Below are 19,219 nucleotides of genomic sequence, written 5' to 3'. Positions count from 1 at the left end.
GTGATTCCGTGCCTGTTGTTCGCGCTGGCCGGTTGCGTCACCACGCACACCAATACCGGCGCGCTGGGCAAGCCGTTGCCGCAGGAGACCAAGGCCGAGCAGGCCAAGGAAGCGGCACGCATCCACACCGAGCTGGGCCAGCATTACCTCACCATCGGCGACATGCAGACGGCGCTGGCCAAGGTGCAGATGGCGCTGAAGTTCGACCCCGACTACGCGCCGGCGCATACGGTCATCGCCTTCATTTACGCGCGTATCGGCAACCTGGCCGAAGCGGAGCAGCACTACCGCAAGGCGGTTGCGCTGGAGCCGACCAAGGGTGCGTGGAACAACAACCTGGGTCAGTTCCTGTGCTCGCAGGGCAACTATGCCGAGGGCGAAACCTATTTTCGCAAGGCGGTGGCCGATCCGTTCTACGCCACCCCTTCGGAGGCCCTGACCAACGCCGGCGTCTGCCAACTGCTGGCGGGCAACAAAACCAGGGCCGAAGCGGATTTTCGTGACGCCATCGCGCGAAATCCACAAAATGGCGAGGCACTCTTCCAACTCGCAAGCCTTCTGTACCAGGGGAAAGATGCGTTTCGCGCGAGGGCATTCCTGCAGCGTTTCGACGCGCTGGGCAAGCCGACTGCCGCTTCGCTGAAATTGGGGCACGACATCGAATCGAGCATGGGCAACCCGGAGGGGGCCCGCAATTACGGCAAGCGACTGCGCAGCCAGTTCCCGGACTCGGAACAGGCGCACGCCCTTGACTCAACCCAAAACCCATGACGTCCATGCACTCTCCATCGTCCGAACACGCGCCTGACGGCGCCCGACTTCCCGCCGCCCAGGCGGCGGGGCAGGGCGTGACATCCGGCGAGTCGACCCAGCCAAGCTTCGGCAGCCGGCTGCGGGCGGCACGCGAGGCGCGCGGGCTCGACCTGGAAGCCTGCGCCACCACGCTGCGCCTGCCGGTGAGGGTGCTGCGCAAGCTGGAGATGGACCAGTACGACGGCACCGATTCGAAGGTCTACCTGGGCAGTTACATCGCCAAGTACGGCCACTATCTCGGCATCAACGAGGTCTCGGTCCAGCTGGAAGTGGATCGCATCCGCCAGGTCGACACGCCGCTTGTCACCAGTGGCGGCATCTCCCATTCGCGTTTCCTGTTCGATCGCTACGCCACCGCCGCCACCTATGTGGTGCTGACCCTGGTGATCGCCGTGCCCACGCTCTGGTTCGGCGTGAAAAGCACGCTGGACCGGGACATCACCCACCTCGCTCCGCTGGACGCTGCCCCGGTAGCGCAACAGGATCCGGTCGGCGCCGCTGCGGTGACGGCAACCGGACATGATGCCAGCCAGCCCGCGGCAACCGCCCAGGTCGATGGCACCGAGGCGGAGTCGGAGCAGCCCCTGCTGGCGTCGATGGCGCCGTTCCCGAACCTCTCCAGCCCGACCCAGGCCAAGTCGCCGGCCACCCCTCCGGTGGTCAGCAGCGGCGGCCATCAGCTGGAGCTGACGCTGAGCTCACCGAGCTGGGTCGAGGTGACGCGTGCCGACGGTACGCGTCTCGAATACGGTTTGCTGCCGGCTGGCAGTCATACTGTCTACTACAGCGACCAGCCGCTGAACGTGAGCATCGGCAACGTCGGCGGCGCCCAGGTCGTGATCGACGGAAAGGCGATCGGCCTGGACGATTTCCGTCGCGCCAACGTCGCGCATTTCCGCATGCACGTGCAGGACGGCAAGGCCTCCGCCACCAGCCTCTGATCGGTTCCGCCGGCGCTGCCGGCGCTCCAATTCGGTTATGCTTGCGCACTGCCCGCCTGCGACCAGGCGGGCCTGACTTATCCATTACCTGTGTTTACGCGCCGGACTGCGCCAAGCGGTGTGCGGCCTCTTGAACGGTGATTGCATGGCATTTGAAGAGTACGACAAGTACGAACAGAGCGAATTGGTACAGAAGTGGCTGCGCGAGAACGGAGTTTCGATCGTCGTCGGCATCCTCATCGGCCTGGTCGGCATCTTCGGATGGCAGCAATGGCGCAATCACCAGGTGCGCAACGAGAGCGCGGCCTCGCAGCTCTACCAGCAGGCCAAGGTGGCGCAGCTGTCCGGCAAGACCGACGTGGCTACCCAGCTGACCGACCAGCTGATGAAGGATTACGCCAAGTCGCCCTATGCGCTGTTCGCCGTCAGTGACCGCGCCCGGCAGCAACTGCAGGACAAGCAGCTGGACAAGGCCCAGGCCTCGCTGGAGTGGGCCGAAAGCCACACCACCGAAGAGCCGCTGAAGGCACTGACCATGGTGCGGATTGCCCGGGTCCAACTGGCGCGCGACCAGGCCCAGGCCGCGCTGACCACACTCGACCGCGTGCCGGCCGGCAGCTTCCAGGCCCTGGCGCAGGAACTCCGCGGCGATGCGCTGGTCAAGCTTGGACGCATGGACGACGCACGCAAGGCCTACCAGTCGGCCATGTCGGCACTGAGCGAGGACGCCCCGCAACGCGGCGCCTTGCAGATGAAACTCGATGATCTGGCCGTGGCCGGGAAGCAGGGTGCATGAAAGTTCACATGATCAAACGCGCCATGCTGGTTTCACTGGTATCGCTGCTGACGCTCGCCGGTTGCCACTCCTTCAAGAAGGAGAACGTCCAGCCACCGACGCCGCTGGCCAAGGATTTCAAGCCGACGGTGCAGGTGACCCGGCTGTGGCGCGCACGGGTGGGCGACGGCGCGGGAGACAGCGGTGTGCGACTGCGCCCGACCGTGGTCGATGGCGTGCTCTATGCGGACAGCACCGACGGCAAGCTGGCTGCGTTCGACGCCACCAGCGGCAAGAAGCTGTGGTCGAAGAGCTCGCGCACGCACGGCTGGTTCGGCTGGGGTGACAAGAAGCGCAAGGACGCCATGTACGCCGGCGGCCCGGCGGTCAGCGGCGACCTGCTCGCGGTGGGCACGCTCGACGGCCACGTCTACGGCGTCAGCGCGAAGGACGGCAGCCCGCGCTGGGAAGCCGAGCTGGACACGCAGGTGCTGGCCTCGCCCCTGATCGTCGGCAACCAGGTCATCGTGCGCGGCAGCAACGGCCGGATCTATTCGCTCGATACGGCCACCGGCGAGCGCCAATGGGTGTACGACCAGGGCAACGTGCCGCTGCTGAGCGTGCGCGGCAACGGCGGCTTGCTGGTCGCCAACGGCGTGGTGTTCTTCGGCAGCGATGATGGTCTGCTGGTCGCCTTGCGCCAGGACAACGGCAGCAAGTTGTGGGAGCAGCGCCTGGCCAGCGGCGAAGGCCGCACCGAGATCGACCGCCTGAGCGATGCCGATGGCACGATCCTGCTCGACGGCAGCACCTTGTACAGCGCCGCGTACCACGGCAACGTGGTGGCCGTCGACGGCCCCAGCGGACGCCCGCTGTGGTCGCATCCGTTCTCCAGCTACACCTCGCTGGCGTCGAAGTACAACTCCATCTTCGGGGTCGACGACCAGTCGCGCGTATGGGCCTTCGACAAGTCCGGCGGTGCTGACATGTGGAAGAACGACTCGCTGCGCTATCGCTGGCTGACCGGGCCGGCGGTGCAGGGCAATTACGTGGTGGTCGGCGACGCCGAAGGCTACGTGCACTGGCTGCAGACCGGCGACGGCGCACTGGCCGCGCACGAACGCCTTTCCAAGAAGGCGATCCGCGCACAGCCGCTGGTGGTGGGTGACGTCGTGTACGTCCAGGACGTGAAGGGCCGCATCGGCGCCTATCGCCTGTCCTCGCCCTGATCGAAGAACGAAGTTCCCATGTTGCCCGTCGTCGCCCTGGTCGGTCGCCCGAATGTCGGCAAATCGACCCTGTTCAACGTGCTCACGCGCAGCCGCGACGCGCTGGTGGCAGACATGCCCGGGGTCACGCGCGATCGTCACTACGGCGCCTGTCACCTGGGCGAACGGCCGTTCCTCGTGGTGGACACGGGCGGCTTGTCCGGCGTCGAGGAGACGATGGACGTGCTCACCGCCAGGCAAGTGCGACTGGCGATCGACGAGGCCCAGGTGCTGGTTTTCGTGGTCGATGCGCGTGACGGGCTGCTGCCGCAGGACCACGCGATCCTTGCCGAACTGCGCCGCAGCGGCAAGCCGATCATTGCGGCGATAAACAAGACGGACGGTCTGGACGAACAGGCCGCGCTGGCGGAATTCGCCGCGTTCGGCATGGCCTCGACCCTGCCGATCTCGGCCGCGCACGGGCGCGGCACCGACGAGCTGCTGCGTGCAGTGCTGCCGCTGTTGCCGCCGGACGAGGATGTCGCGGGCGAAGTGGCCACCGAGGATGGCAGCATTCGCGTGGCGATCGTCGGCCGCCCGAACGCCGGCAAGTCCACCCTCATCAATCGCCTGCTCGGCGAGGAACGGCTGATCGTCTCCGACGTGGCCGGCACCACCCGCGACCCGATCCGGGTCGCACTGGAGCGCGACGGCAAGCGTTACACCCTGATCGACACCGCGGGCATCCGGCGCAAGGCCAGGGTCGAGGAAGCGGTTGAGAAGTTCAGCGTGATCAAGACGCTGCAGTCGATCGCCGCCGCCCAGGTGGTGGTGATGATGATCGACGCGCGCGAGAACCTGGCCGATCAGGACCTCACCCTGATCGGCTACGCCATCGACGAGGGCAGGGCGCTGGTGATCGCGCTCAACAAGTGGGATGGCCTGGACGCCTACCAGCGCGAGGAGTGCCTGCGCGCGCTGGATCGTCGGCTGGTGTTCGTCGACTGGGCCAGGCGCGTGCATATTTCCGCGCTGCACGGTTCCGGGCTGCGCGAGCTGATGCGCGCGGTGGTGCGTGCGCATGCGTCGGCGACGAAGGAGCTGGCCTCCTCCGACCTGACCCGCACACTGGAAAAGGCGTACGAGAGCTACCAGCCGCCGCTGGTCAACGGCCACGCGCCGAAGTTGCGCTTCGCGCATCCGGGCGGCACCAATCCGCCCACCATCGTGATCCACGGCACGCGCACCAAGCACATCGCGCCGGCCTACCAGCGCTACCTGGAAAACTTCTTCCGCAAGCGTTACAAGCTCGAAGGCACACCGATCCGCATTGCCTTCCGCGAAGGCGAAAACCCCTATGCGGGGCGCAAGAAGGTGTTGACCAAGGAGCAGCAGCACAAGGCCCGACGCCGGCTCAGCGAGCTGATCAAGCGCACGCGCTGAGCGCCTGCCGTCAGGGCAGGTCCGACGGCAGCAGGCCATACACGGCCGCGTCCCGCGGCTGCCCGTTCACCAGCAGGCGGTGGCGGGCGATCGATTCGAACCGTGCGCCGATGCGCAGCGCCGTGGCGCGGCTCGGCGTGTTGTCCGGCAGCGCCACGACTTCGATGCGGATCAAGCCCAGCCGCTCGAACCCGAAGCGGGCAACCAGTTGTGCCGCGGCCGCCGCCAGGCCCTGCCGCTGGCGGCCTTGGCGTACCCAGTAGCCGAGGTTGGCGCGCCGATGCAGCGGCTCGAACTGGTTGAGCCCCACGCCGCCCAGCAGCGAACCGCCGCACCCGTCGCGCATCGCGAAGGCAAAGTGGTGGCCGGTGTGCCAGCCAGCCTGGCAGTGGCTGATCCACGCGCTGGCCTGATCACGGCCATAGCCGGCGTGGCACCAGGGCAGCCAGCGTCCGACACTGGCGACGGATTCCTGCACGGCGTCCACCAGCCGCCCGGCATCGTCCTCCATCCACGGGCTCAAACGCAGCCGTGCATCGCACAGCTCGATCGAGTACTGCGGGTCTTTTTCCATCTGCCTGCCCGGGTTGCCGGTGTGTCGTCGTTTGTGCGCGTGTCGCCCAGCCGGGATAATGCATCCTTTACTGTCAGGGATCAGCATGAGCGCACGCATACTCGACGGCAAACGCATTGCCCGGGAACTGCTGGAACAGGTGCAACTGCGGGTCGCCGACCGGGTGGCCCGGGGGCTGCCTGCGCCGGGGCTGTCCGTGGTGCTGGTCGGCAGCGATGCCGCCTCGGCGGTATACGTGCGCAACAAGCGCAAGGCCTGCCATCAGGCCGGTTTCCGTTCGTTCGATCACGACCTTCCGGCTGAAACCACGCAGGCCGAGTTGTTCGCGCTGATCGACCGCCTCAACGCCGATCCGCAGGTGCACGGCATCCTGGTGCAGTCGCCGCTGCCTGAGCACATCGACGAGGACGCGCTGGTCGACCGCATCGATCCCGGCAAGGACGTGGATGGATTCCAGGCGGTCAACGTGGGGCGGTTGGCGCTGCGCCGGTTCGGCCTGCGGCCGTGCACCCCGCGCGGCGTGATGACCCTGCTCGGCCACACCGACCGGCCGGTGCGCGGGCAGCATGCGGTGGTGGTCGGCGTGTCCAACCACGTCGGCAGGCCCCTGGTGCTGGAGCTGATGATCGCCGGCTGCACCACCACCTCGTGCCATCGCTTCACGCGGGATCTGGAAAGCTTCGTGCGCCAGGCCGACATCGTGATCGTGGCGGTCGGCAAACCGGGGCTGGTGCGCGGCGACTGGATCAAGCCCGGTGCGGTGGTGATCGACGTCGGCATCAATCGGCTGGAGGATGGACGGCTGGTCGGCGACGTGGAATTCGCGCCGGCCGCCGAGCGCGCCAGCTGGATCACGCCGGTGCCGGGCGGGGTCGGGCCGATGACGGTCGCCACCTTGATGGAGAACACGCTGGAAGCGGCCGAGGCGCAAGCTGTCCGCAGCAGCGCCGGCTAGGTCGTTCGCTCAGCCGCAGTGACTGGTACCGTGGGAGTCGAGCGAGCAGGGCATGACGGTCGCCTCGCCACCGGCTGCATGGTCAGTCTGGATGGTCGTATGGCTGATCGCGAAGCGGTCGCGCAGCATGGCTTCCAGTTCGCGGCGCACGTCGTGACAATCGACATCCAGCTCGACGAAAACGTGCGCCGACAGCGCCGGCATGCCCGAGGTCACCTCCCATACGTGCAGGTCGTCCACGCGTGTTACCGCGGGCAGGGCATGCATGGCCTGGGCGATCGCGTCCGGCTCCAGCCCACGCGGTGCCGCCTCCAGGAAAACCCGACCGGCGTCGCGCACCAGGCCGATGCCGGCCCTGAGCATCAGCGCCGCCACCACCAGCGCCGCGAGGGAATCGAACCGGTTCCACCCCGTCCACCACACCAGCACGCCGGCCACCGCCGTGGCGATGAACGCGTAGAGATCGGTGAGAACGTGCTGGTAGCTGCCCTGGATGTTGAGGCTCTCGCGATTGGCCTTGCTCATCGCCCACACCGCCAGCAGGTTCACGCCAATGCCCGCCACCGCCACCACGGTGACCAGCAGGCCGTGCACGGAGGGCGGGTGGATCAGCCGGCGCACCGCCTCGGCCACGAACCATACCGACAGCAGCAGCAAGGTCACGCCATTGGCCTGTGCGCTGAGGATCTCCACTCGCTTGAGCCCGAAGGTGTAGCTGCCGCGCGCCGGCCGGCTGGCCAGCCGCATCGCCACCAGCGCCAAGGCGATCGCGCCGACGTCGGTGAGCATGTGGCCGGCATCGGAGATCAGCGCCAGCGATTGGGCAAGGATGCCGACCACCACCTCGACGATCATGAAACCCAGCAGCAGCAACAGGGCGATCGTCAGGTAAGGTCGATCGGCATCACGGGCCACGCCGTGGGCATGATGGCCAGATGCATGGGCATGGCCATGCCGGTGCGCGTGATCATGATCGTGGGACGGATGCGAGTGCACGGTTGCTCCTGCGGGGGAGGCCAAGATACACGCCGGGCGCGGTGCTATGTCATCACAGCGCGGCGATCGGGAGTGCGCGCGGCCAGCCTGGCGCTGGCGAGGGCAGTGAAGGGAACGTATAATTCCCGCTTTGCAGCGGGACATTTCGCATGCGCATCCTCGCCGAGGCCCTGACCTACGACGACGTCTACCTGGTTCCGGGCCATTCCATCGTCCTGCCGCGCGACGTGAACACCTCGACGCGATTCACCCGCGGCCTGCGCCTGAACATCCCGATCGTTTCCGCCGCGATGGATACCGTCACCGAGGCGCGCCTGGCCATCACCATGGCGCAGAACGGCGGCATCGGCATCATCCACAAGAACATGACCGCCGAGCAGCAGGCCGCCGAAGTGCGGCTGGTGAAGAAGTTCGAGGCCGGCGTGATCCGCAACCCGATCACCGTCGGTCCGGAGACCTCGATCCGCGAGGTGCTGCGGCTCACCCATGCGCACAACATTTCCGGCGTGCCGGTGGTCGAGGGCAATCGGCTGGTCGGCATCGTCACCAGTCGCGACATGCGTTTCGAACGCAAGCCGGACGACCCGGTGCGCAACATCATGACCCGCCAGGACAAGCTGGTCACGGTAAAGGAAGGCGCCAACCAGGATGAGGTGATGCTGTTGCTGCACAAGCACCGCATCGAGAAGGTGCTGGTGGTCAACGACGACTTCCAGTTGCGCGGTCTGATCACCGTGAAGGACATCCAGAAGGCGCGCGACAACCCGCACGCCGCCAAGGACAGCCACGAGGCGCTGCTGGTCGGCGCTGCCGTCGGCGTGAGCGGCGACACCGAGCAACGCGTGGCGGCCCTGGTCGACGCCGGCGTCGACGTGCTGGTGGTGGACACCGCACACGGCCATTCGCAGGGCGTGATCGACCGTGTGGCCTGGGTCAAGAAGCACTATCCGCAGGTGCAGGTGGTGGCCGGCAACATCGTCACCGGCGAAGCGGCGCGCGCGCTGCTCGACGTGGGCGTGGACGCGGTGAAGGTGGGCGTGGGCCCCGGCTCGATCTGCACCACCCGCGTGGTGGCCGGCGTCGGCGTGCCGCAGATCACCGCGATCGACCTGGTCGCCACCGCGCTGAAGGACGAGATCCCGCTGATCGCCGACGGCGGCATCCGCTACTCCGGCGACATCCCCAAGGCACTGGCGGCCGGCGCCTCCAGCGTGATGCTGGGCTCGATGTTCGCCGGCACCGAGGAATCCCCGGGCGAGGTCGAGCTGTTCCAGGGCCGCTCGTACAAGAGCTACCGCGGCATGGGCTCGATCGGCGCGATGCAGCTCGGTTCCAAGGATCGCTATTTCCAGGACGAGGCCGACGCCGACAAGCTCGTGCCCGAAGGCATCGAGGGCCGCGTGCCGTACCGCGGGCCGCTACGCAACATCATCCATCAGCTGATCGGCGGTTTGCGCGCCTCGATGGGTTACCTCGGCGCGGCCACCATCGAGGACGTGCGCAACAAGGCGCAGTTCGTCAAGGTCACCTCCGCAGGCGTCACCGAAGCGCACCCGCACGACATCCAGATCACCAAGGAAGCGCCGAATTACCGACTCAACTCGTGACGAGTCCGGGCCTTCCAGTACTTCGCGGCGTCCTTCCTGCATCCGGGGAAGGGCGCCGCGGCCGTTTTTGTACTTTCCAAGAGTCTGAAAGATGCAAGGCATCCACTCCGACAAGATCCTGATCCTCGACTTCGGCGCGCAGTACACGCAGTTGATCGCCCGCCGCGTCCGCGAGCTGGGCGTGTACTGCGAGATCTGGGCCTGGGACCACGAACCTGCCGAGATCGCCGCCTTCGGCGCCAAGGGCATCATCCTGTCCGGCGGCCCGGAATCGACCACGCTTCCGGGTGCACCCAAGGCGCCGCAACAAGTGTTCGATGCGGGCGTGCCGATCCTCGGCATCTGTTACGGCATGCAGACCCTGGCCGCGCAGCTGGGCGGCGCCACCGAAGCGGCCGACCAGCGCGAGTTCGGCCATGCCACGGTGGACATCGCCGCCAGCAGCCGCCTGTTCGACGGCCTCAGCGACCACGTCGACGCACACCGGCTGGACGTGTGGATGAGCCACGGCGACCACGTGTCGCGCGCGCCGCCGGGTTTCGTCGTCACCGGCAGCACCGACCGCATCCCGGTGGCGGTGATGGAGAACCACGACAAGCACTGGTACGGCGTGCAGTTCCATCCGGAGGTGACCCACACGAAGCAGGGCGGGGCGCTGCTCAAGCGCTTCATCACCGAGGTCTGCGGCTGCGCCACGCTGTGGACGCCGGCCAACATCATCGACGACCAGATCGCCCGCGTGCGCGAGCAGGTTGGCGACGATCACGTGCTGCTGGGCCTCTCCGGCGGCGTCGATTCCTCGGTGGTGGCCGCGCTGCTGCACAAGGCGATCGGCGATCGGCTCACCTGCGTGTTCGTCGACACCGGCCTGCTGCGCTGGAAAGAGGGCGACCAGGTGATGGCGACCATGGCCGAGCACATGGGCGTCAAGGTGATCCGCGTGAACGCGGCCGACCGCTACTTCAAGGCACTGGAAGGCGTGGCCGACCCGGAAGCCAAGCGCAAGATCATCGGCGGCCTGTTCGTGGAGATCTTCGACGAGGAGTCGGGCAAGATCACCGCCGACGGCAGCAAGGTGAAGTGGCTGGCGCAGGGCACGATCTACCCCGACGTGATCGAGTCGGCCGGCAGCAAGACCGGCAAGGCGCACGTCATCAAGAGCCACCACAATGTCGGCGGCCTGCCGGCGCACATGAAGCTGAAGCTGGTCGAGCCGCTGCGCGAGCTGTTCAAGGACGAGGTGCGCCGCATCGGCGTGGAGCTAGGCCTGCCGCGCGAAATGGTCTATCGCCATCCGTTCCCGGGGCCCGGTCTGGGCGTGCGCATCCTCGGCGAGGTGAAACGCGAATATGCCGAGCTGCTGGCCCAGGCCGACGCGATCTTCATCGACGAGCTGCGCAACGCGGACTTGTACGACAGGACCAGTCAGGCCTTCGCCGTGTTCCTGCCGGTGAAATCGGTGGGCGTGGTGGGCGATGCACGTGCCTACGAATGGGTCATTGCCCTGCGCGCCGTCGAAACCATCGACTTCATGACCGCCCACTGGGCACATCTGCCCTACGACTTTCTCGGCAAGGTATCCAACAGGATAATCAACGAATTGCGTGGCGTTTCTCGTGTTGTCTATGACATCAGCGGCAAGCCGCCTGCCACGATCGAGTGGGAATAAGACAATCAACGACTTATATGCAGCAGCAAAGGCCGGCCAAGCGCCGGTCTTTTCTCAAGTAAAGTCAATAAATCATTGAAATGACAAACGAAAAAACGGAAACTTCGAGTGATTTCTCAGCTGACGATGTGCGCCACATGCAGCGCGCCTTGCAGCTGGCCGCGCACGCCCGCGATGCCGAGAACGAAGTGCCGGTGGGGGCGGTGCTGGTATTGAATGGCGAAGTCATCGGCGTGGGCTGGAACCGCAACATCACCCTGCACGACCCGACCGCCCACGCCGAAGTCATGGCCATGCGCGCCGCCGGCGAGCAGCTCGCCAACCATCGGCTGTCCGGTGCCACGTTGTACGTGACGCTGGAACCGTGCTCGATGTGCGCGATGGCGTTGATCCACGCTCGCATCGGTCGCGTGGTCTATGCAGCGGCCGATCCCAAGACTGGCGCGGCCGGCAGCGTGTTCGACACCTTGATCGACGCGCGCCACAACCACCGCATCGAGGTGGCGGGCGGGCTGCTGGCCGACGAATCGGCCCGCATGCTGCGCGACTTCTTCCGCGCCCGCCGCTAGTGTCCGCGTGGCACCGCTGCCACGGTATCGGCACCACCGTAGGTGGCATCGGGCGGCCTGCTGCCGAGCAGGCGCATGCGCAGGCCCCAGGGCGCCACGAAGTCCAGTGCCATGCGCCCGGCCCACGGGCCGGAAGTCAGTCGGCGCGGTGCGCCACTGACAGCAACGCCGCGCTGCCGCAGCCAGGCATCGGTGCGCAGGGTCCCGTCGGAGATGAGCTGCAGGGTTTCGCTCGAATCGCGGGCAGGGGAGCCCCCACGCTCGGCGAACAGTTCCAGCATCGAACCGCTGCCGCAGGAAAGCAGGCGGGAGTCTGATGCTCCCGCCGTGACCGACGCCGGGTCGCCGACCGGGCGGCAATCCAGCACGTCGTGGAAGAACGCCGACGCCTGCCGCAGATCCGGCACGCCGATCCTGACGTAGTCGCCATCGCCGAGAGTCGCTGCGCGCATATCGGCGGGCACCGTCGCCAGCAGGCCGGCGACGACGAGCCACAGGAAGAACACGGCTTTGTTGTTCATGATGGGGTTTTCCGAAGAACTCGGCAGCCAGATGGTGTCGATCGCCTTCGGCAAAACCCGTGACTGATGACCGGTGTGTTTCCCCGGGCGAACAGTTCCGTCATGCCACCACCGTTCCCTGCGGGGAAACGATGTGGTTACCGCGACGTCATTGATTCGACGCCCCTGCGGCCTGACCCTCTCTGACACACCCGAGCCGGCTTGTTCGTCGACCGGCCACCGCCTCATCGACAGGACCCGGCACCATGACCCACGACACCACACAGCGGCTTCGGCTGCAGCAGCCGTACCAGCACCATTGGCGCAGCCTTTCCTCGATCCGTGCCGGTCGCGATACCGCACGGCAATTCCTCACGACCATGGCCGGGCTGGGTCCCGACGACGGTTATGACTGGCTGCAGCGGATCGGCCGCACGCAGGCGACCCGGCGATGGACGGTGCAGGGGCGCGACCAACGTTGGCCAGCATGACCTGACGGCAGCAACACGGCTGCCGGAAGGCGGGCGCCGTCATAGAGATTTCTGACGTTGACATATTCTGACTAGGCAGATATATTGCCCGGCAATCCGTTCCGAGGTCATTGCCGTGAACAAGTCCAAAGCAGACACCATCGACATCCTGAGCGGCGGCGAGCTCGGTTTCCTAGTCAGCGCAGCGCGCTCCGCCATCTGGAACTCGATCGAAGCCGAGTTGCAGTCGCTGGACATCACCGCGGCGCAGTTCGTGGTCTTCAACAGCATCGCCCTGGGCAAGGGGCGCACCATCGGCGAATTCTGCCGGCTGCTCGGCTACGACTCCGGCGCGATGACGCGACTGCTCGACCGCATCGAGAAGAAGGGGCTGATCCGGCGGGTGGCCAATCCCGAGGACCGGCGCAGCTTCCTGCTCGAACTCACGCCGGAGAGCAGGGCAGTGTTCCCGCAAGCCAAAAAGCGGGTGCAGGCGGTATTCAAGCGGCTGCTCGCGGGCTTCGACGAGAAGCAGGCCGCAGCCCTCAGGCAATCACTGGAGCAGGTGCTGGCCAACGCGGCCGGCATCTCCTGACCTTTTCACACAAACCCCAACCGTTTCGCGCAATAGAAATCCGTTGCCCTGCACGACCATGTATCTGCCTGGGCTGATAGCTGCCCGAGGCCACGAGGTGCCGCGATGACCACGCTCGTCCGCTCCCATCCCACTGCCACGCCAACCGGCGTTCGCATACTCGCGCTGGCGGCCATGCTGCTGTCCGGTTGCACAAGCATGGCCGGCCTGCATACGCAGGCTCACGTCGATGATCCGCAGGGAATCGCCGCCGGTCGCAGCCTCGGGGCCGTGCCGTTGTCCGATGCCGCCTGGCCACGACAGGACTGGTGGCTGGATTACGGTGACGCCCAACTCGATCGCCTGGTCGACCGCGCCTTGGCGGGCCAGCCCGGCCTGCGCATCGCCGAAGCGCGGGTGAGAGCGGCGGACGCCGTGGCGGGCATGGCCGGCGCGTCACTCGTCCCGCAGGTCGACGGCGGCTTCCACAGCACGCGCGAACGCTTCAGCGAACACGGCACGGTGCCGCCGCCGATCGCCGGCAGCTGGCAGACCATCAACGACGCCTCGCTGGGGTTGCACTACGAACTGGATTTCTGGGGCAAGAACCGCGCGGCCGTCGACGCGGCGCTGGATCGCGCGCACGCGGCCGAGGTCGACCTGCAGGCGGCCCGGCTGATGCTGACCACCGCGATGGTGCGTGCCTACCTGCGGCTCGATGCGGCCTACGCACGACGCGACCTGGCCCAGGCCACGCTCACGCAGCGCCGGCAGACGCTCGCGCTGACCCGCAAGCGGGTCGCCGCCCAGCTCGATTCCGCGCTCGAACTGACCCAGGCCGAGGCGGGATTGCCGGCAGCGCGCGAGCAGATCAGCGCGGCCAACGAGGCCATCGCGCGCATCGGCAACCAGATCGCCGCGCTGGAAGGCGAGGGCCCCGACGCCAGCCTCACCATCACGCGCCCGCAGCTGGCGCCACCCGCGCCGGTGGCCGTGCCCGGCGATCTTCCGGTGGGCCTCATCGGGCGGCGGCCCGACGTGGTCGCGCAACGCTGGCGTGTCGAGGCGGCGGGGCAGGACATCAAGGTCGCCAAGGCGCGCTTCTACCCGGACATCAGCCTGAACGCCTTCCTCGGCCTGCAGCGGCTGGGCTTCGACGACTTCCTCTCGGCCGGCAGCCGCGTGCTCGGCGTCGGGCCCGCGATCTCGCTGCCGATCTTCGACGGCGGCCGCCTGCGCAGCAACCTGGCCCTGCACCAGGCCGGGTACGACGCCACGGTCGAGGCCTACAACGCCACCGTGCTCGCCGCCGTGCACGACGTGGTCGACCAGCTCGTGTCGCTGCACTGGCTCGACGAGCGGCAGCGCGAAGAGCAGCAGGCGCTGGCGCTGAGCCAGCACGCTTACGAGCTTGCGCAGGCGCGCTATCGCAGCGGTCTGGCCAGTTACCTGCAGGTGCTGAGCGCCGAGGGCCAGGTGCTGGGACAGAAACAGCAGGTCATCGCCTCGCAGGCGCGCCAGCGCGAACTGCACCTCAACCTCGTCCGGGCCCTGGGCGGTGGCTACGTCGCCGCTGCGCCGGCCGGGGCGTCCAATCCGCGGAGTGCTCACCATGAAACCCGTTGACACCACCATGCCTCCCGCCGACAACGAAGCGGGTACGGAACGCTCGCCGTGGCCGAGCCGGATTGCCGCCCTCGTGCTGGTGCTGGGCGGCGCCATCGCGCTGGCGATCTATTGGATTGCGGTCGGGCAGTACCAAGAATCCACCGAGGATGCGTACGTCGGCGGCAACGTGGTCAGCGTGACCGCGCAGGTGGGCGGGGTGGTGACCGCCATCCGTGCCGACGACACCGACTTCGTGCAAGCCGGCCGTTCGCTGGTGCAGCTGGACGATACCGATGCGCGGCTCGCGCTGGCCCGCGCCAAGGCCCAGTTGGCGCGCACGGTGCGCCAGGTGCGCGCGCAATACGCGGCGGTCGGACAGACGAGCGCCAACCTGGTTGCGCGCGAGGTGGACCTGGCGCGGGCCAAGGCCGATCTTGCGCACCGGCGCGAGCTGCTCGCCAGTGGTGCGATCTCGGGCGAGGAAGTGCGCCACGCCACGCAGGCGGTGCGCGCCGCGAAGGCTGCGCTCGATGCCGCGCGGGAACAACTGGCGGGCCGCCGCGCCCTAGTCGACCGCGCCTCGATCGAGACCCAGCCGGACGTGCTGGCGGCGGCTTCGCAGTTGCGCGACGCCTATGTAACGGCCTATCGCACCGACGTGCCGGCGCCGGTCACCGGTGTGGTCACCGGGCGCCACGTGCAGCTCGGGCAGAAGATCGCGCCGGGTGTGCCGCTGATGTCGGTGGTGCCGCTGGACCATCTGTGGGTGGAGGCCAATTTCAAGGAATCGCAGTTGCGCCATCTCCGCATCGGCCAGCCGGTGGAACTGACTGCCGACGTCTACGGCAAAGCAGTCGTCTACCACGGCACCGTGATGGGCCAGGAGGCCGGCACCGGCAGCGCGTTCTCCCTGCTGCCGGCGCAGAACGCCAGCGGCAACTGGATCAAGGTGGTGCAGCGCGTGCCGATCCGCATCGTGCTGGATTCGCGGCAGGTCGCGGCGCATCCGCTGCAGCTGGGCTTGTCGATGCGGGTGACGGTGGATACCCGTGAGCGCGGCGGGGCGCGGCTGGCGTCGGTGAAGTCGCCGGCACACGGCTATCGCACCGATGTCTACGCGCACCAGTTGGCCGACGCCGACGCGCTGGTCGCCCAGGTCATCCAGGCCAACCGCTAGGTTCCGGCATGAACGCGAACGCTTCCCCGCGCATGTTGTACGCGACCATCGCGGCGCTGACCGCGATCGAGTTCCTGCAGCTGAGCATGACTGCCTTCGCGGCCGGCCCGATCATGGGCGAGCTCGGCATGAGTCCCGAGGACTTCAGCCTGGTCGCGGCGGTGTACGCAAGCGTGGCAATCCTGGTGATCTCGATGCAGCGCTGGCTGGTGGAGCGCCTGGGTGGACGCACGGTCATCCGCTGCGCCACGGCAGTCTCGGTACTGGGCTCGGTGTTGTGCGCGACCAGCAGCGACTTCGCCTCCTTTCTGCTCGGGCGCGTGGTGATGGCCATCGGCGGCGGCGCGCTGTTCACCTCGGCGCGCATGATCATCCATCACCTGCTGGCCGGCCCGCGCCGTTTCGCCGGCATCCGCGCGCTCGGCATCAGCCTGGCGCTGAGCATCGCCGCCGGACCGTGGATTGCTGCCCAGGCAGTCGCAGCCGACCACTGGAGCACGATCTACTGGATCGTCGCCGGCATGGGGGCGCTGGCCTTCATGCTGGCCGGCACCACGCTGTCGCCGATCCCGCTTGCGCCGAAGGGAGAACATGCGCCGCGGATCGTGCACCAGGGTCTGCTGGTCGGCGGCAGCTTCGCGCTGCTCTATGCGCTGCAGCGCTCCAATTACGACTTCTTCAGCGACGCCGGCTCGACGCTCCTGCTGATCGCGCTCGGGAGTGCCGCGCTGCTCGGCTACGCCTGGCTGCAGCATCGTGCGCGGCAACCGCTGCTGCGCGTGCGCCAGATGCTGCATGCGCGTTACTTGGCAGGCATGGCGCTGTTCACCTTCGGCTACCTGATGCTCGGCGCCAACAACTACGTAATCCCGATGATGCTCCAGCGCACGCTGGGCTTCGGCTGGCACACGGTAGGCGTCGTCGAGGCGGTGGGCCTGCTGGTGGCGGTGCTGACCTTCCTGACGGTGACCTCGTTGCTGCCGCGCCATCCGGCGCCGCGCAAGTACCTGGTGACCGGCTTTGCCGCGCTGGCGCTGTTCGGTCTCGCGCTGTCACGCCTCAACACCGGCGCCGACCTGTGGCGCGACGTGCTGCCGGCCCTGGCGTTCTACAGCGTGTTTCTGCTCACCGTGCTGCCGGTGGCGGCGATGCAGTCGTTCCGCCAGATGGATCAGGACGAGTCGGCGTTTTCCAACGCCCAGCAGATGAAGAACATGCTGGCCCAGGCGGGCATCGCGCTTGGCATCACGCTGGCCACGCTGGGCCAGCAGTGGCGTACCGCGGTGCATTACGCGGTGCTCGACAACCGCATCCGGCCGGGCGACCCCGCCTATGAGGCGCTGTTCGAGCAGCTGCGCGAGGGCCTGGCGCACGCCGTGGGTCCGGCCCAGGCCGCACCGCTAGCGATGGCGCGGGTTGCACAGATGCTGGCGCAGCAGTCGGCCATGCTGGCGAACATCGACCATTTCATTCTCGTCGCGGCGCTCGGCCTGCTGGGCGTGGCGGTAACGCTGGTGCAGAAGGTGTTCCGGTGAACGTGTGGCCCGTGTTCGTCCCCGGCGCTGCCTCGACGCGGATGCGCCAGGGCCTGCTGTTGATCGAGCGGCTGCAGCGGGAGCTGGCGCAGGCGATCAACCGGGTGCTCGAGCCCGAGGAACTGGGGCTGGCCGAATGGATGATCGTCTCCGAGCTCGCTGCCGCTGATGCTCCGCTCACGCGCGTCGCGCGGCGGCTCGCGCGCGATCCGGGTGCGTTGTCACGCGCCACCACGCGGCTGATCAAGCGCGGCCTGCTGCGCAGCACCCGCCACGAGAAGGACCGTCGTCGCGCCACCCTCAGCCTGACCCCGCGCGGCCGCGTCCTGCATGACCGCGTGGCCGCGGCCCTCGATGCGACCACCATCGCGACAAGCGCGTCCCGGGCGCTGCCGCTCGATCACCTGCTCTCACTGTTCCCTTGCGGCAGTTCGCCTGCGACGCCATTCGCGGCGGTGTCCCGGGCCACCGCCGCGTCCCCCCGACCGCATGACCTCCATGCCCCTGCAAAGGAGAACGACCCATGAGTCCCCGTCTCGATTTCTACAAAGCCGGCCCCGACGCGATCAAGGCGATGCTTGCACTCGAGCAGCGCATCGCGAAAAGCTCCATCGAAAAGCCCCTGGTGGAACTGGTGCGCCTGCGCGCGTCGCAGATCAACGGCTGCGCGTTCTGCCTGGACATGCACTTCGCCGACGCGCGCAAGGGCGGCGAGGACGAGCGCCGGCTGGCCACGCTGAGCGCCTGGCGCGAGACGTCATTCTTCAGCGAGCGCGAGTGCGCGGCGCTGGAGTGGACGGAGGCCGTCACTCTGGTGAGCCAGGACCATGTGCCCGACAGCGTGTGGTCGTCCGTGCACGGCCACTTCTCGCCGGAGGAGATCACCGATCTCACGCTGCTGATCATCGCGATCAACGGCTGGAACCGCTTCTCCATCGCCTTCCGCAAGATGCCGGCCTGACGTCGCGGAAGAAACGGCCAAACGACAGCAGGAAAAAGCAAGTCACGGCGGGCGGCGCGGGCTAGTGTTCGCGCCGCGGGCCATGGCAGGAGGTGTCACATGCGATCAACGTCCCTGATGTGGCCGGCGGCGGCAAGGCCGCGGCCGGCAGTGCAGGACTGGCGCACCCCGGCGCCGGCGGAAGGCTTCCTGTCGGCCGCGCTGGCGGTGCTGCAGATGGCCGCGGCACTGGAGCCCGATCCGGTGGAAGCCATGAGCTGGTACCGCAGCGTGCCGATCGCGGTGCTGGACGGGCTCACCGCTGCGACGCTGGTGAGGCAGGGCAGGGCACACGCCGTGCTCGCCTTCCTGTGCGCCGCGATCGAGATCGACCGGACCGAACGGCGGACGCTGCAATGAGGAACGCGCTGCACAAGCTCACGCCGGGCCACAACCTTGCCGCCGTGGCCGAGGAATTGCGCGAACTGGAACGCGCTCGCGAAGCGGCCGTCCAGCGCGGCTTCCGCGTGCTGGAGGAACAGCACGCCGCCGTCGCGCAACTGGTGCTGCAGTCCATTGGCGACCGGCAGCGTGCGGTGCGCTGGATGTGCATGCACCAGCGCGCCTTCGGCGGCCGCTCGGCCTACGACCTGCTGGCCGATGGCGACATCGACACCGTCTGCGACCGCCTGTCGAGCGACTCCCCGGAGCCAGCTCCCGCGCTCCAGGCTGGAGGCGCCTGCTGAACTCAAGGGTGCCGCGGGGGACGGTATCCCCCGATCGGGCGCAGGACTAACATAACCGGCCTGTCCGGGCAGCCGGAGGTGGGGATGGTGCGTGGCGCCTATGGCGACCGGTTGGGGAG

At 67.6% G+C, this 19,219-nt stretch carries 21 protein-coding genes; 18 read left to right on the top strand and 3 right to left on the bottom strand.

Annotated elements, in window-relative coordinates; translation table 11 throughout:
• The first annotated feature begins 15 nt into the window (after positions 1 to 15).
• The 5 genes from pilW to der all read left to right on the top strand — a co-directional run bounded on the left by pilW (position 16) and on the right by der (position 5,180).
• Positions 16 to 771 carry a type IV pilus biogenesis/stability protein PilW gene (gene pilW, locus B1991_RS09705; protein WP_246031126.1) on the top strand — a complete coding sequence of 252 codons (756 nt, stop codon included), beginning with the start codon at positions 16 to 18 and terminating at the stop codon, positions 769 to 771.
• Positions 768 to 1,754: a helix-turn-helix domain-containing protein gene (locus B1991_RS09700; RefSeq protein WP_136258529.1), complete on the top strand. Its 987-nt coding sequence runs from the start codon at positions 768 to 770 to the stop codon at positions 1,752 to 1,754. Before pilW ends, B1991_RS09700 begins: the two co-directional genes overlap by 4 nt.
• A 145-nt stretch (positions 1,755 to 1,899) precedes the next feature.
• Positions 1,900 to 2,550, top strand: coding sequence for a YfgM family protein (locus tag B1991_RS09695; protein ID WP_136258528.1), 651 nt, complete (start codon positions 1,900 to 1,902; stop codon positions 2,548 to 2,550).
• Positions 2,551 to 2,558: 8 nt separating this feature from the next.
• The gene (bamB, locus tag B1991_RS09690; protein ID WP_136258527.1) at positions 2,559 to 3,758 is read left to right on the top strand and encodes an outer membrane protein assembly factor BamB; all 1,200 of its coding nucleotides are present in this window, start codon (positions 2,559 to 2,561) and stop codon (positions 3,756 to 3,758) included.
• 18 nt (positions 3,759 to 3,776) lie between these two features.
• Entirely contained in the window at positions 3,777 to 5,180 is a 1,404-nt protein-coding gene (der, locus tag B1991_RS09685) for a ribosome biogenesis GTPase Der (protein ID WP_136258526.1), read from the top strand.
• Positions 5,181 to 5,190: 10 nt separating this feature from the next.
• Here der and B1991_RS09680 read toward each other — a convergent pair whose 3' ends face one another.
• A complete protein-coding gene (locus tag B1991_RS09680; protein WP_136258525.1) occupies positions 5,191 to 5,754 on the bottom strand; it encodes a GNAT family N-acetyltransferase in 564 nt (187 codons plus the stop codon).
• 85 nt (positions 5,755 to 5,839) lie between these two features.
• On the opposite strand from B1991_RS09680, the gene folD reads away from it, so the two are divergent.
• Positions 5,840 to 6,709, top strand: coding sequence for a bifunctional methylenetetrahydrofolate dehydrogenase/methenyltetrahydrofolate cyclohydrolase FolD (gene folD, locus B1991_RS09675; RefSeq protein WP_136258524.1), 870 nt, complete (start codon positions 5,840 to 5,842; stop codon positions 6,707 to 6,709).
• Positions 6,710 to 6,718: 9 nt separating this feature from the next.
• On the opposite strand, the gene B1991_RS09670 is transcribed toward folD, so the two are convergent.
• A complete protein-coding gene (locus B1991_RS09670) occupies positions 6,719 to 7,624 on the bottom strand; it encodes a cation diffusion facilitator family transporter (protein WP_246031125.1) in 906 nt (301 codons plus the stop codon).
• A gap of 230 nt (positions 7,625 to 7,854) precedes the next feature.
• Between B1991_RS09670 and guaB the strand changes: the two genes are divergently transcribed.
• The 3 genes from guaB (at position 7,855) to tadA (ending at position 11,550) form a co-directional block, all read left to right on the top strand.
• Complete coding sequence (guaB, locus tag B1991_RS09665; protein ID WP_136258522.1) at positions 7,855 to 9,312, top strand: IMP dehydrogenase; 1,458 nt, start codon at positions 7,855 to 7,857, stop codon at positions 9,310 to 9,312.
• A gap of 91 nt (positions 9,313 to 9,403) precedes the next feature.
• On the top strand, positions 9,404 to 10,981 hold the full coding sequence (gene guaA / locus B1991_RS09660) for a glutamine-hydrolyzing GMP synthase (protein WP_136258521.1): 1,578 nt from the start codon (positions 9,404 to 9,406) through the stop codon (positions 10,979 to 10,981).
• Positions 10,982 to 11,061: 80 nt separating this feature from the next.
• A complete protein-coding gene (gene tadA, locus B1991_RS09655) occupies positions 11,062 to 11,550 on the top strand; it encodes a tRNA adenosine(34) deaminase TadA (protein ID WP_136258520.1) in 489 nt (162 codons plus the stop codon).
• On the opposite strand, the gene B1991_RS09650 is transcribed toward tadA, so the two are convergent.
• Entirely contained in the window at positions 11,547 to 12,125 is a 579-nt protein-coding gene (locus B1991_RS09650; RefSeq protein ID WP_246031124.1) for a VOC family protein, read from the bottom strand. The genes tadA and B1991_RS09650 overlap by 4 nt on opposite strands.
• 191 nt (positions 12,126 to 12,316) lie before the next feature.
• Here B1991_RS09650 and B1991_RS09645 point away from each other — a divergent pair, with 191 nt between their 5' ends.
• The 9 genes from B1991_RS09645 (at position 12,317) to B1991_RS09605 (ending at position 19,100) form a co-directional block, all read left to right on the top strand.
• Positions 12,317 to 12,541, top strand: a complete 225-nt coding sequence (locus tag B1991_RS09645) for a hypothetical protein (protein ID WP_136258519.1) — start codon at positions 12,317 to 12,319, stop codon at positions 12,539 to 12,541.
• Between the two features lie 115 nt (positions 12,542 to 12,656).
• Positions 12,657 to 13,115, top strand: a complete 459-nt coding sequence (locus B1991_RS09640; protein ID WP_136258518.1) for a MarR family winged helix-turn-helix transcriptional regulator — start codon at positions 12,657 to 12,659, stop codon at positions 13,113 to 13,115.
• A 105-nt stretch (positions 13,116 to 13,220) separates the two neighbouring features.
• Complete coding sequence (locus B1991_RS09635) at positions 13,221 to 14,720, top strand: efflux transporter outer membrane subunit (protein WP_136258517.1); 1,500 nt, start codon at positions 13,221 to 13,223, stop codon at positions 14,718 to 14,720.
• The gene (locus tag B1991_RS09630; RefSeq protein WP_246031123.1) at positions 14,707 to 15,879 is read left to right on the top strand and encodes an HlyD/EmrA/EmrK family protein; all 1,173 of its coding nucleotides are present in this window, start codon (positions 14,707 to 14,709) and stop codon (positions 15,877 to 15,879) included. The genes B1991_RS09635 and B1991_RS09630 overlap by 14 nt, the downstream gene beginning before the upstream one ends.
• 8 nt (positions 15,880 to 15,887) lie before the next feature.
• Positions 15,888 to 17,414 carry an MFS transporter gene (locus B1991_RS09625; RefSeq protein ID WP_136258516.1) on the top strand — a complete coding sequence of 509 codons (1,527 nt, stop codon included), beginning with the start codon at positions 15,888 to 15,890 and terminating at the stop codon, positions 17,412 to 17,414.
• Positions 17,411 to 17,941 (top strand): MarR family winged helix-turn-helix transcriptional regulator, encoded by a 531-nt coding sequence (locus tag B1991_RS09620; protein WP_136258515.1) that lies wholly within the window; start codon positions 17,411 to 17,413, stop codon positions 17,939 to 17,941. Before B1991_RS09625 ends, B1991_RS09620 begins: the two co-directional genes overlap by 4 nt.
• A complete protein-coding gene (locus B1991_RS09615; protein ID WP_136258514.1) occupies positions 17,938 to 18,375 on the top strand; it encodes a carboxymuconolactone decarboxylase family protein in 438 nt (145 codons plus the stop codon). Before B1991_RS09620 ends, B1991_RS09615 begins: the two co-directional genes overlap by 4 nt.
• A gap of 99 nt (positions 18,376 to 18,474) precedes the next feature.
• A complete protein-coding gene (locus tag B1991_RS09610; RefSeq protein ID WP_136258513.1) occupies positions 18,475 to 18,774 on the top strand; it encodes a hypothetical protein in 300 nt (99 codons plus the stop codon).
• Entirely contained in the window at positions 18,771 to 19,100 is a 330-nt protein-coding gene (locus B1991_RS09605) for an antitoxin Xre/MbcA/ParS toxin-binding domain-containing protein (RefSeq protein WP_136258512.1), read from the top strand. Before B1991_RS09610 ends, B1991_RS09605 begins: the two co-directional genes overlap by 4 nt.
• Positions 19,101 to 19,219 lie beyond the last annotated feature (119 nt).

Source organism: Rhodanobacter lindaniclasticus (assembly GCF_004799035.1).
Taxonomy (GTDB): Bacteria; Pseudomonadota; Gammaproteobacteria; order Xanthomonadales; family Rhodanobacteraceae; genus Rhodanobacter; species Rhodanobacter lindaniclasticus.
The sequence above is the reverse complement of the archived record's forward strand: the minus strand, read 5'-3'. Positions and strand labels throughout refer to the sequence as shown.

Bases quoted from the DNA above. Each gene is read 5' to 3' on its own strand.
- B1991_RS09635 (WP_136258517.1), top strand. From the start codon at position 13,221: ATGACCACGCTCGTCCGCTCCCATCCCACTGCCACGCCAACCGGCGTT.
- guaB (WP_136258522.1), top strand. From the start codon at position 7,855: ATGCGCATCCTCGCCGAGGCCCTGACCTACGACGACGTCTACCTGGTT.
- folD (WP_136258524.1), top strand. From the start codon at position 5,840: ATGAGCGCACGCATACTCGACGGCAAACGCATTGCCCGGGAACTGCTG.
- tadA (WP_136258520.1), top strand. From the start codon at position 11,062: ATGACAAACGAAAAAACGGAAACTTCGAGTGATTTCTCAGCTGACGAT.
- B1991_RS09615 (WP_136258514.1), top strand. From the start codon at position 17,938: ATGAGTCCCCGTCTCGATTTCTACAAAGCCGGCCCCGACGCGATCAAG.
- B1991_RS09680 (WP_136258525.1), bottom strand. From the start codon at position 5,754: ATGGAAAAAGACCCGCAGTACTCGATCGAGCTGTGCGATGCACGGCTG.
- B1991_RS09625 (WP_136258516.1), top strand. From the start codon at position 15,888: ATGAACGCGAACGCTTCCCCGCGCATGTTGTACGCGACCATCGCGGCG.
- B1991_RS09700 (WP_136258529.1), top strand. From the start codon at position 768: ATGACGTCCATGCACTCTCCATCGTCCGAACACGCGCCTGACGGCGCC.
- B1991_RS09605 (WP_136258512.1), top strand. From the start codon at position 18,771: ATGAGGAACGCGCTGCACAAGCTCACGCCGGGCCACAACCTTGCCGCC.
- der (WP_136258526.1), top strand. From the start codon at position 3,777: ATGTTGCCCGTCGTCGCCCTGGTCGGTCGCCCGAATGTCGGCAAATCG.
- bamB (WP_136258527.1), top strand. From the start codon at position 2,559: ATGATCAAACGCGCCATGCTGGTTTCACTGGTATCGCTGCTGACGCTC.
- B1991_RS09695 (WP_136258528.1), top strand. From the start codon at position 1,900: ATGGCATTTGAAGAGTACGACAAGTACGAACAGAGCGAATTGGTACAG.
- B1991_RS09610 (WP_136258513.1), top strand. From the start codon at position 18,475: ATGCGATCAACGTCCCTGATGTGGCCGGCGGCGGCAAGGCCGCGGCCG.
- guaA (WP_136258521.1), top strand. From the start codon at position 9,404: ATGCAAGGCATCCACTCCGACAAGATCCTGATCCTCGACTTCGGCGCG.
- B1991_RS09630 (WP_246031123.1), top strand. From the start codon at position 14,707: ATGAAACCCGTTGACACCACCATGCCTCCCGCCGACAACGAAGCGGGT.
- B1991_RS09645 (WP_136258519.1), top strand. From the start codon at position 12,317: ATGACCCACGACACCACACAGCGGCTTCGGCTGCAGCAGCCGTACCAG.